This is a genomic window from Pseudomonas sp. NPDC090752, assembly GCF_055584805.1.
In genome coordinates this window covers 108,929-120,775 of sequence record NZ_JBVJLI010000002.1, presented here as the reverse complement: position 1 = coordinate 120,775, position 11,847 = coordinate 108,929, and the positions used below count along the sequence as shown (strand labels likewise).

The following is an 11,847-nucleotide window of genomic DNA, read 5'->3' as shown; positions in this document are numbered from 1 at the left end:
CGGGGCAAGCCCGCTCCCACAGGTTGGACGCATTATCACAATGCAATCAGCTCTGGCCGCAAACCTTCGACTCTCCGCACCGGCGGCAGGTACCCGCCATCTCCAGTTATCTGATGCAACACCTTCTCACGCAACCCATGCAACGCCACCCCCGTGCGCAGGCGCGGGTGCGGCAGGTCGATGTCGACCACGGATTTGATCCTGCCTGGCCGCGGCTCCAGCACCACCACCCGATCCGCCAGGTACGTCGCTTCCTCGGCATCATGCGTCACCAGCAACGTGGTAATGCCCGCGCGTTCGCGTATCGCCAGCAGCTCGTCCTGCAGTTGCTGGCGGGTCAATGCATCGAGCGCACCGAACGGCTCGTCCAGCAGCAGAATGCGCGGGCTTGCCACCAGCCCCCGTGCGATCGCCACGCGTTGGGCCATTCCGCCGGACAGCTGGTGCGGGTAAGCCGACTCGAAACCGACCAGGCCCACCAGCAGCACGAATTCATGCACCCGACGGGCGCGCTCGCCCTGGGTCAGTTGTTCGTTGACCAGGCCCAGGGCAATGTTCTGTTCCACCGTCAGCCACGGAAACAGGCGGTGCTCCTGGAACACGATGCCCCGTTCACCACCGATACCGCCCACGGCCTGGCCATCGACGCGGATGCTGCCGCTGTAGTCGGTGTCCAGCCCCACCAGCAAGCGCAGCAGGGTGGACTTGCCGCAGCCGGAGGCGCCAACGATGGCGATGAATTCGCCTTCTTTGACCGCCAGGTTGAAATTGCGGATGGCCTCGAGAGGCTGGCCATCGACGCTAAAGACCTTGCCGACCCCCTCGAAACTGACCAGCGCGGGCGTGGCATCGGGTTGATTGGCCGCCAGCAGGTGTGATGTGTTGAAAGCGTTCATGCAGTTCTCCAGCGCGTGGCGCGCGATTCGAGGCGTTGTCCGAGAATGCCAAGCAGGGCACCGACCAGGCCGATCAGCAGCATGGCGGCCATGACCTGATCCATGCGAAACAGCTGTTGCGCACCGATCATCAGGCTGGCGATGCCGCCGTCCGACGGCATGAAGTATTCCGCGCCGATGGTGCCCAGCCAGGCGTAAATCAGCGAAAGGCGCAGGCCGGCGAAAATCGCCGGTGCCGCGCCGGGCAGCACCAGCAGGCGCAGGCGCTGCCACAGGTTCAGGCGCAGCGTGCGGGCGGCTTCGCCCAGTTGCGGCGATAGGCTGACGATGCCGCGTTGGGTGGCGATCAGCAGCGGGAAGAACGCTGCGAGGCCGACGAACACGTTCTTGGCGCCTTCACCCAGGCCGAACCAGGCGGTCAGTAGCGGCACCCAGGCAAACAGTGCCACCTGGCGCAAGGCCGAGAGGCTGGGCCCCAACACGCGTTCGGCAGGGCGAGACAAGCCCAGCAGCAGGCCGGTCAGCAATCCCGCGCCGCCGCCGAGCACAAGGCCGCTGAGCGTGCGTTGCAGGCTCAGCAGCATGGCCTGCGGCAGTGAGCCATCGGCCAGCCCGGCGAACAACGTGTGCACCACACCCAAAGGCGAGGTCAGGATGTTCGGGTCGACCCACCCCAGACTGCTGCTGGCCTGCCACAGGGCCAGCAGTGCCGCAGGCAGCAACAGGCTTTGCCAGCCCTTGGGGACGGGCCCGCGCGGCTGCTCGCCAGTGGCCGGTTGCGGCCAGTACAGCAGGCGTTTTTCCAGGGCAGAAAAGCCGCGCTCCATCAGCGCGCCGACCAAACCGATGACCAGGATGCACAGCAGCACCAGGTCGAGCATGAACAGCTGCCGGCCCCACACCATCAGGTAGCCGATGCCTTCGCTTGAGGCCAGCAGCTCCACGGCCAGCAATGAAGTCCAGCCGGTGGCCAGGGCCAGGCGTACGCCGGTGAGGAAAGCGGGCAGGGCAGCGGGCAGCAACAGCCGCAGGAACAGTAGGTGACGCGACAGGCGCAAGGCTGCGGCGGCTTCGCGTAGCTTGGGCTGGGCATCGCGGACGCCGACCAACGTATGCAGGGTGACCGGCACTACCACGGCTTTCACCAGCACCACCAGCTTGAGCAGTTCACCGATGCCAAAAAACAGCATGAACAGTGGAATCCAGGCGAGGGTGGGTATCTGCGCAAGTGCCACGAAGGTGGGTAGCACCAGCGTTTGCGCCGTGCGCGAAGTCCCCAGCCAAGTCCCCAGCAGCAAACCGCTGGCGATCCCCGCCAGCAACCCCCAGAACAGCCGCTGCAAACTTATCCACAAGTGCTCCCATAGCTCGCCAGTGCCGAACTCCACCGCGCTCTGCCACACCAGCGAAGGCGCCGGCAGAATCTGCTCGCTCATCCAGTGCTGTCGGCTGGCCAAAACCCAAAGCAGCACAATCAACACCGGCAATAACCAAGGCAAGAACAGGGCGCGGTCAATGTGGGAGCGGCCTTGTGCCGCGAATGGGCCGCGCAGCGGCCCCCCCCGATTCCTGCTCAGAATTCCATTCATCAGCCGTCTCTCGAAGCGTTTCAAGGTTATGCACTTATGGAATTAAAAACTTCCATATGTGGCTTTCAAGAGATAAGAGCATGCACGCCCCGCATGTGGAAGCCTCCCGCCGTTGCGTTTTCCTCATATTTTCCATGCGTATTCCGCAACCCGCCCGGCGAGCCGCGCAGCCCTTGGTTTATGTCTTCTGGTTACTAAAAAATGAAGTTTTGATCTTTGTAGGTTCTAACCAGACCTGCCTAGCTTCTGGCCATAGCGCCGGCCATCGCCGGTGGCAGCCTGCCAAGGAGCCTTGCCATGAACACCCCACTGCGCCACCTGATCACCGCCCTCGGGCTGGTCGGTTTCTTCGCCCTGAGCGCCCAGGCTGCCGAATCGGCCAAGCCCGAGAGTATCCGCATCGCCGTACCCGACCTCAGCGCCGGCAGCAAGCACAGTGCTGGCGGCGTGGTCGATGTGTTGCGCGATCAGCAATTGCTGGAAAAGGAATTCGCCAAAGACGGCATCCGCATCGACTGGCACTTCTTCAAGGGGGCCGGTCCGGTGGTCAACGAAGCGCTGGCCAACGGCCAGGCTGACTTCGCCTACCTCGGCGACTTGGCGGCAATCGTTGGTAAGGCCAATGGCCTCGACACCCGCGTGCTGTCTGCCGGTGTGCGTGGTGTGAAAAGCTACCTGGGCGTGGTGCCGGGCTCTGGCATCAAGACCCTGCACGACCTCAAGGGCAAGCGTGTGGCGGTGTTCCGCGGCACCGCCAACCAGCTGTCGTTCGCCAGCGCATTGGCCAGCCAAGGGCTGTCCGAGCGCGACCTGAAAGTGATCAACCTGGATTTCAACGCCGCCAACGCTGCGCTCGCCGCCAAGCAGATCGACGCCACCTGGGGCCTGTCCAACCTGCTCTCGCTGCGTGAGCGCGGCCTGGTCGAGTTGCCGGTCAACTCGCGCGACCTGGAGGGCGCCGGCAGTACCCAGGCCGTGTTGCTGGGTACCGGTGAATTCATCCGCCAGTACCCCGAGCTGGTGCAGCGACTGGTTAACGCCCAGGAGCGCGCTACCCACTGGCTGCGCGACGAACACAATCGCGACGCCTTCGTCGACCTGGTGGCGAACAACGCCAGCTGGCCGCGCAGCATCCTCAGTGACGACCTGGCCAAGGAAGACCTTGCCCACTACTTCGACCCACGCCTGGACGCCGGCTTTGTCGCCCAGTTACAGCAAGGCGTCGACCTGGCCGCGCGCGAGCGCCTGATCCGCAAAAGCTTCCAGGTTGCTGACTGGATCGAACCACGCTTTCTCGATGCCGCCCTGAAGCAGGAACACGCCGTACAAGCCGCCCGTTGAATCTCAATCAACCCCGACAATGACCGTAAGGACCACGACCATGAGCAATGCAGCACTGGCCACCGCGCCGCAATCCCTCGAACTCGATATCCACCCTGTCGCCGGCCGGATCGGTGCCGAGATCCGTGGAGTGAAATTGTCCGCCGACCTGGATGCCGCCACGATCGAAGCCATTCAAGCTGCCCTGGTGCAGCACAAGGTGATCTTCTTCCGGGGCCAGGCGCATCTGGATGACCAAAGCCAGGAAGGCTTCGCCAAGCTGCTCGGCGAGCCGGTCGCCCACCCCACCGTACCGGTGGTCGACGGCACCAGCTACCTGCTGCAGCTCGATGGTGCCGAAGGCCAGCGGGCCAACTCGTGGCATACCGACGTGACTTTCGTTGATGCCTACCCCAAGGCCTCGATCCTGCGCAGCGTGGTCGCCCCGGCTTCCGGTGGCGATACGGTGTGGGCCAACACCGCAGCGGCCTACCAGGAGCTGCCCGAACCCCTGCGTGAACTGGCCGACAAACTGTGGGCGGTGCACAGCAACGAATACGATTACGCGAGCATCAAGCCGGATGTCGACCCGGCCAAGCTCGAACGTTACCGCAAGGTGTTCACCTCGACGGTGTATGAGACCGAGCACCCGGTGGTGCGGGTACACCCGGTCAGTGGTGAGCGGGCGTTGCAGCTGGGGCACTTCGTCAAGCGCATCAAAGGCTATTCGCTGGCCGATTCACAACACCTGTTCGCGGTGCTGCAAGGGCATGTGACGCGGCTGGAGAACACCGTGCGCTGGCGCTGGGAAGCGGGGGATGTGGCGATCTGGGATAACCGCGCGACGCAGCATTATGCGGTGGATGACTACGGTACCCAGCCGCGTGTCGTGCGCCGGGTGACGTTGGCCGGTGAAGTGCCGGTTGGCGTGGATGGCCAGCTAAGCCGGACGACCCGCAAGGGCTAAGGCCAGCAGAGAACCTTGTGGGAGCGGGCTTGCCCGCGAATACGATGGTGAATTCCCCGACGCATTCGCGGGCAAGCCCGCTCCCACAGGTTCGGTGATCAGCTTCCAGATCCGTGTTTGAAATCTCAGATATCGGCATCACAAGCAATCAACTGCCTGACCATCCCCTGCGCCAATGGTGACAACCCATATCCCACCCGGCTCACCACCCCATAGCGGGTATAGAACGACTCCTCCTGCTCCGCCGCCAGGTCCGCCAGCTGCAGCGCCACCAGCCCTTGCCCCGACTGATACGGCCGCAAATTGGCACTGCAGGCAATGCCAATGGTGTCCGAGTGCAGCACCACATTGAGCAGCGCATAACCGTGCTCGCATTCCACCGTCGGCAGAAAGTCCTGCCTGCCACTGAGGTCGCTGAGGATCTTGCGGATATTCGGTGGGCGGAAGGTGGTCGCCAGCGGGTAATCGAAGACATCCCGGGCATTCACCTGGTCCCGCTGGGTCAGCGGATGCCCGGCGCGGCAGCAGAAATGCCAGCGCTGCGGTGCCAGCTTGTGCACGCGGTAGTCCGGGTCTGACTCGAACTGGCGGGTGTCGGCGACGAAAAATTCGATCTCTTCGGCCATCAGCTTGCGATTCAGCGCCTGCCAGTTATCCACCTGAAAACAGGTGCGCGCCGCCGGGTATTCAGCGACGAAGCGCGCCACTGCCCGCGGCACCAATCCGCCTGCGGGGGCAGGGCCTGAGCCGAAGCGCACCACGCCGGTGGTGGCGCCGTTGAACTGATGAATCTCGTTGACCAGGTTATGCGCGCCGTGCACCAGCCGCCGCGAATGCTCCAGCACCAGCAGGCCCTGGCGGGTGGGGGCCAGCTCTTTGCTGGCGCGGTCGACCAAGCGACAGCCGATGTTGTGCTCCAGGGTCTGGATGCTACGGCTGAAGGCCGATTGCGACAGGTTCACCGCCGCCGCAGCAGCGACAAAACTGCGGTGCTCGACAAGGGCGATGAAGTGGCGGAGCTGGCGGAGGTCTATATGCATTTTCTACATGAAAATCTTCGGTCGAATGCAATTGATGAAGAGGGTGAGCCCCCTTATAAAGGGTGTTACTTATTCCACAAAATATGAATTGAACATATTTATATCTCTTAAAAGAATATAAGCCCAGCAGACCGCGATTCGGTTCCGTCAACGGAAATGCTCGCCAGGGCCAATGCCTCAAGGAGCATTTGCATGACCCGACTTTCCCGTTGGCCTGCGCGCGCGTCGCGTTTCACTTTGCAACCCCTGGCAGCCGGCGTGTTGCTGGCGGCTGCCAATGGCAGTTATGCCGAAGAACCGAACAGCACCGCGCCTGCCGTGGAACAGGAGGCCAAGCTTGGCACCGTCACCGTCAATGCACGCCGCCGCGAAGAAACCGCGCAGAGCGTGCCCACGCCGATCAGCGTGCTGAACAGCGAAACCCTGGAAACCCAGCGCATCTACCGTGTGCAGGATCTGCAACAGCTGGTGCCCAGCACCAACGTGGCCTATGTGCATGCCCGCCAATCGAGCATCTCGATCCGTGGCCTGGGCAACAACCCGGCCAGCGATGGCCTTGAAGGCAGCGTCGGCATCTACCTCGACAACGTCTACCTCGGCCGCCCCGGCATGGCGGTGTTCGACCTGCTCGATGTCGAGCAGCTGGAAGTGCTGCGCGGCCCGCAGGGCACGCTGTTTGGCAAGAACACCACGGCCGGGGTGCTGAATATCACCACGCGCAAGCCGACCTTCCACCGCGAGGGCAGCATCCAGCAGTCCATCGGCGAAGATGGCTACCTGCAGACCCAGGGCAGTTTCTCCGGGCCGATCAGCGACACCCTGGCCGGGCGCATCAGTGCCTACCGCACTGAAGACGACGGGTACGTGAAAAACATCCACAACGGCGATGACCTCAACGGCGGCAAGCGCCAGGGCTTTCGCACCCAGCTGCTGCTCCAGCCGAGCGAAACGTTCAACCTGCGCTGGATCGGCGAGTACAACGAAGAGGACTCCAACAACGGCATCCTCAGCCTGTACAGCACCGGGCCGACCATCAACGGCGTCAACCGCTACGAAAGCCTGGCCGCCCAGGCCGGCGCCACGCTGGTGTCAGGCAAGGATCGCAAGGTCAATTTCGACGCCGACCAGCAGGTGACGGTGTTCCAGGGCGGTACGTCGGTGGAGGCCAACTGGACGCTGCCCAACGATTTCACCCTGACCTCGATTACCGCCTACCGCTGGTGGGACTTCACCCCGCGCAACGATGACGGCCTCAACGTGCCGGTGTTCTACAGCGCCGGCGTGTCGGTACGCGACAAGCAGTATTCCCAGGAGATCCGCCTGGCATCGCCCACCGGTGGTGCTTTCGACTATGTGCTGGGCGCGTATTACTTCAAGCAGGACCTGGATAACAAGTCCTTCACCTATTACGGCCCCCAGGCGGATGTCTGGAACCTCACCCCGGCGGGCGCCCTGAACAACGTCAACACGATCGGCGACGGGCACATCGACACCGACAGCTATGCGCTGTTCGCCCAGGGCACCTGGCACGTCACCGACCGCCTCGACTTCACCGCCGGCATCCGCGGCACCTATGAAGAGAAAAGCGCCTGGGTGACCCGCGATGCGCCAAGCGGCGGCGCAGCGGTGACCGGTGCTGCCGCCACGGCGCGCCAAGGGAGGGTGGGCGCCTACGATTCCGGCGACCTCAACCAGTACAGCTTCAGCCCTTCCGGCCTGCTTGGCCTGAGCTATCGCTTCAACGAGCAGTTGCTGGGCTATGCCACCCTGACCCACGGCGAAAAGTCTGGCGGCATCAACCTCACCGTCGGCGCAGCGCCACGGCTGGGTACCGACTCGCTGTTGGTTGGCACCGAGCGCGTCAACAACGCCGAAATCGGCCTCAAGAGCACCCTGTTCGACGACCGCCTGCAACTCAACGCCAACCTGTTCTGGGCCGAGGTGCATGGCTACCAGGCCAACGTCTACGACCAGGTCAACCGCGTCCAGTACCTGGCCAACGCCGGCCAGGTGCGCTCGCGGGGGCTGGAGTTCGAAGCCACGGCGCTGCCGATTCGTGGCCTGACGGTCAACTTCAACGGCTCGTGGAACGACGTGCGCTACACCGAGTACGACGACGCGCCATGCCCGCCTGAAGTGAGCCTGGCCAATGCCACCGCCACCTGCGATTTGTCCGGCCACCAGGTGGTCGGCGCCTCCAAGTACATCGCCAACCTCAACACCCAGTACAAGTGGCAGGCCACCGAGCATGTCGAACCCTATGTCACTGCCAGCTACGCCTTCCGCTCGAAGGCAGTCGGCACCATCGACGATTCTGACTTCGGCCAGATCCCCAGCTATGCGCTGGTCAACCTCTCCGCCGGCGTGCGCCTGGACCAGGGCGACGGCGTGGTCGACCTGTCGCTGTGGGTGAAGAACGCCGGCGACAAGACCTATTTCACCAGCCTGTGGAACTCCGCCAACGGTGGTTATGCCGGCGTGCTCGGTACCCCGCGCACCTTTGGCGCCACCGCCCGTTACGACTTCTGAGCACAAGGAGCTTTGCCATGAATGCCAAGACTGAAACCCCCGCACTGCCTGAAGGCGCCTGCCTCACGGCCAAGGTCCCCGAGCGTGACGCAGCGCTGCTCGGTGATGTGGTGGTCAATCCGTACCGCCTGGCGCCGCTGACCGCGATCATCCGTGACGGTGGGCGTACCCTGAGCGCTGCCCATGTGCGCGTGCTGGGCCGTGGCGAGCGCGGGGTGGATATCACCTATGAGGTGTCCGACCGTTCGCTTTGGACCTACGGCGGCATCCCGGTGTTCGGGCTGTACCCGGACTACGTCAACCAGGTGGAAGTGAGCTACAAGCTGGACGGCGAGCGCATTCGCGAGCGCTATCAGATCTACGCCCCGGCCGTGCGTCTGCCAGTGGTGGCGAAACAGACTGCCGCATTGCCGGAAGTCGAGCCGATCAAGGTCGCGGCGGGCTTCGAGAACCGCCTGTACCTGTTCAACCACCTGCAGGGTGATATTCCGGGCGCGCGTGCCTTCAAGTGGAATGGCCTGGGTGGCGCCGCCGAGTGGGACCAGGTCGGCAACAACTGGATATCCGACAGCAACGGCGACGTGCGCTGGTACCTGGATATCGAGCAGATCCACGATTCCAACCGCCGCGACGGCCTGGGCGGCACCATGGGCTTCCAGCAGACCCGTGATGGCAAGCTGATCTGGGGCCAGGGCCAGACCTACTCCAAGTACGACCTGCTGGGCCGGCGCATCTGGCAGCGCAACCTGCCGGATAAATTTGCCGACTTTTCCCACGAGATCCGCGAGACGAGCAACGGCACCTACCTGCTGCGCGTCGGCACCAGTGACTACCGCCGCCCGGATGGCAAACGCGTGCGCTCAATCCGCGACCACATCATCGAGGTCAACGAGGCCGGCGATGTGCTGGACTTCTGGGACCTGAACCAGATTCTCGATCCCTATCGCGGTGACCTGCTGGAAACCCTCGGCAAAGCAGCCATCCAACTGCCGGATGGCGTTCAGAAACAGGACGAGCGCCTGGCCAACGAACTGGCGGAAGGCGATCTTCCGTTCGGTGACACCCCGGGTGTCGGCACCGGGCGCAACTGGGCGCACGTCAATGCCATCGACTACGATGCCGATGACGACAGCATTATCGTTTCAGCTCGCCATCAGGGCGTGGTCAAGATCGGCCGAGACAAAGCGGTGAAGTGGATTCTCGCCTCGCCGCAAGGTTGGCCGCAGCGCCTGCAGAATAAGGTGCTCAAGCCAGTTGCTGGTGAAGGCTTCGATTGGTCGTGGACTCAGCACACTGCATGGCTGACCGGTAAAGGTACGTTGACCGTTTTCGACAATGGCTGGGGGCGTGACTTCGCCCCGACAAAGCTCAGCGGCAATTACAGCCGGGCGGTGGAGTACAAGATCGACGAGGCCAAGGGCTCGGTCGAGCAGGTCTGGGAATACGGCAAGGAACGTGGCGACGAGTGGTACAGCCCGGTGACCTCGGTGGTGGCTTATCGGCCGGAGACCGACACCCAGTTCATCTATTCGGCCTCGGTGAATTTCCTGACGCCTGAGAAGCTCACTACCACGGTGCTTAATGAGGTGCGGCGGGGGACGCAGGAAGTGCTGGTGGAATTGAAGGTTCACAGTCGGCAGCCGGGGAGTGTTGGGTACCGGGCGCTGGTGATCGACCTGGCCAAGGCATTCTGATTCACACTTTTTTCAACTCGTTCGTCTAACCTGTAATGGCCTCTTCGCGGGCAAGCCCGCTCCCACAGGATTCTCACAGTTTCTGAAGGCTGTGGGGTACCTGTGGGAGCGGGCTTGCCCGCGAAGAGGCCAGTTGCCATTGTGCAAAATCATGAAATTTTGCCCGGCCTGTTCAACCATTCGTTCTTTTTTTCGAACAGCCTATTGTCCTACACCCCAGCAGCCGCTTAGCATTCGTTTGAGATTTCAAACGCTCGATGCCCTGCCTTGGGCGCTTTTCAACAATCAACAATTCGGGAAGCCGACATGCAGCTCAAAGACGCTCAGTTGTTCCGCCAGCAAGCCTTCATCAACGGTGAGTGGCTGGATGCGGACAGCGGCCAGACCATCAATGTGACCAACCCGGCCACAGGTGAAGTCATCGGTACCGTGCCAAAGATGGGCACCGCGGAAACCCGCCGCGCTATCGAAGCCGCCGACAAGGCCCTGCCGGCCTGGCGTGCACTGACAGCCAAAGAGCGCTCGAACAAGCTGCGTCGCTGGTTCGAACTGATGATCGAGAACCAGGACGACCTGGCTCGCCTGATGACCACCGAGCAAGGCAAGCCACTGGCTGAAGCCAAGGGAGAAATCGCCTACGCCGCCTCGTTCATCGAGTGGTTCGCCGAAGAAGCCAAGCGCGTGTACGGCGACACCATCCCGGGCCACCAGCCTGACAAGCGCCTGATCGTCATCAAGCAGCCAATTGGCGTTACCGCGGCCATCACCCCATGGAACTTCCCGGCCGCGATGATCACCCGTAAAGCCGGCCCGGCCCTGGCCGCTGGCTGCACCATGGTGCTCAAGCCCGCTTCGCAAACCCCTTACTCCGCCCTGGCCCTGGTCGAGCTGGCTACCCGTGCCGGTATCCCGGCTGGCGTGCTGAGCGTCGTTACCGGCAGCGCTGGCGAAGTCGGCGGCGAGCTGACCGGCAACTCCCTGGTACGCAAACTGTCCTTCACCGGATCGACCGAAATCGGTCGCCAGCTGATGGAAGAATGCGCCAAGGACATCAAGAAAGTTTCCCTGGAGCTGGGCGGCAATGCCCCGTTCATCGTGTTCGACGATGCCGACCTGGACAAGGCGGTCGAAGGCGCGATCATCTCCAAGTACCGCAACAACGGCCAGACCTGCGTTTGCGCCAACCGTATCTACGTGCAGGACGGCGTCTACGACGCGTTCGCCGAAAAGCTGGCCGCTGCAGTGGCCAAGCTGAAGATCGGTAACGGCCTGGAAGACGGCACCACCACTGGCCCGCTGATCGACGGCAAGGCTGTCGCCAAGGTTCAGGAACACATCGAAGACGCCGTCTCCAAAGGCGCCAAGGTGCTGTCCGGTGGCAAGCTGATCGAAGGCAACTTCTTCGAGCCAACGATCCTGGTCGACGTGCCGAAGACTGCCGCTGTCGCCAAGGAAGAGACCTTCGGCCCACTGGCGCCGCTGTTCCGCTTCCAGGACGAAGCCGAAGTCATCGCCATGTCCAACGACACCGAGTTCGGCCTGGCCTCGTACTTCTACGCCCGTGACATGAGCCGTGTGTTCCGTGTCGCCGAGGCCCTGGAGTACGGCATGGTGGGTATCAACACCGGCCTGATCTCCAACGAAGTCGCGCCGTTCGGCGGCATCAAGGCTTCGGGTCTGGGCCGTGAAGGCTCCAAGTACGGTATCGAGGACTACCTCGAAATCAAATACCTGTGCATCAGCGTTTGATCGCACAGTAAAGGCTTTACCTCTGCCAGCGGGGCGCGAGAGCGACGTCTCGCTGGCCTTTTT

General features: G+C 62.9%; 8 protein-coding genes. 5 read left to right on the top strand and 3 right to left on the bottom strand.

Annotation, left to right across the window (positions count from 1 at the left end):
• Nucleotides 1-35 precede the first annotated feature (35 nt).
• Both ACZ6YA_RS03530 and ACZ6YA_RS03525 read right to left on the bottom strand, forming a co-directional pair.
• The gene (locus tag ACZ6YA_RS03530; protein WP_465895490.1) at nt 36-896 is read right to left on the bottom strand and encodes an ABC transporter ATP-binding protein; all 861 of its coding nucleotides are present in this window, start codon (nt 894-896) and stop codon (nt 36-38) included.
• Complete coding sequence (locus tag ACZ6YA_RS03525) at nt 893-2,485, bottom strand: ABC transporter permease (protein WP_465895489.1); 1,593 nt, start codon at nt 2,483-2,485, stop codon at nt 893-895. Before ACZ6YA_RS03525 ends, ACZ6YA_RS03530 begins: the two co-directional genes overlap by 4 nt.
• A 297-nt stretch (nt 2,486-2,782) precedes the next feature.
• On the opposite strand from ACZ6YA_RS03525, the gene ACZ6YA_RS03520 reads away from it, so the two are divergent.
• On the top strand, nt 2,783-3,826 hold the full coding sequence (locus tag ACZ6YA_RS03520; protein ID WP_465895488.1) for an ABC transporter substrate-binding protein: 1,044 nt from the start codon (nt 2,783-2,785) through the stop codon (nt 3,824-3,826).
• 40 nt (nt 3,827-3,866) lie between these two features.
• On the top strand, nt 3,867-4,772 hold the full coding sequence (locus ACZ6YA_RS03515) for a TauD/TfdA dioxygenase family protein (RefSeq protein ID WP_465895487.1): 906 nt from the start codon (nt 3,867-3,869) through the stop codon (nt 4,770-4,772).
• A 125-nt stretch (nt 4,773-4,897) separates the two neighbouring features.
• Here the strand turns inward: ACZ6YA_RS03515 and ACZ6YA_RS03510 are convergent, their stop codons facing one another.
• Nucleotides 4,898-5,812 (bottom strand): LysR family transcriptional regulator, encoded by a 915-nt coding sequence (locus tag ACZ6YA_RS03510; protein ID WP_465895485.1) that lies wholly within the window; start codon nt 5,810-5,812, stop codon nt 4,898-4,900.
• Between the two features lie 192 nt (nt 5,813-6,004).
• On the opposite strand from ACZ6YA_RS03510, the gene ACZ6YA_RS03505 reads away from it, so the two are divergent.
• From ACZ6YA_RS03505 to gabD, 3 genes are all read left to right on the top strand, one after another.
• On the top strand, nt 6,005-8,341 hold the full coding sequence (locus tag ACZ6YA_RS03505; RefSeq protein ID WP_465895484.1) for a TonB-dependent receptor: 2,337 nt from the start codon (nt 6,005-6,007) through the stop codon (nt 8,339-8,341).
• Nucleotides 8,342-8,358: 17 nt separating this feature from the next.
• A complete protein-coding gene (locus ACZ6YA_RS03500) occupies nt 8,359-10,035 on the top strand; it encodes an aryl-sulfate sulfotransferase (protein ID WP_465895482.1) in 1,677 nt (558 codons plus the stop codon).
• Between the two features lie 306 nt (nt 10,036-10,341).
• Nucleotides 10,342-11,784, top strand: a complete 1,443-nt coding sequence (gene gabD, locus ACZ6YA_RS03495) for an NADP-dependent succinate-semialdehyde dehydrogenase (RefSeq protein ID WP_465895480.1) — start codon at nt 10,342-10,344, stop codon at nt 11,782-11,784.
• Nucleotides 11,785-11,847 lie beyond the last annotated feature (63 nt).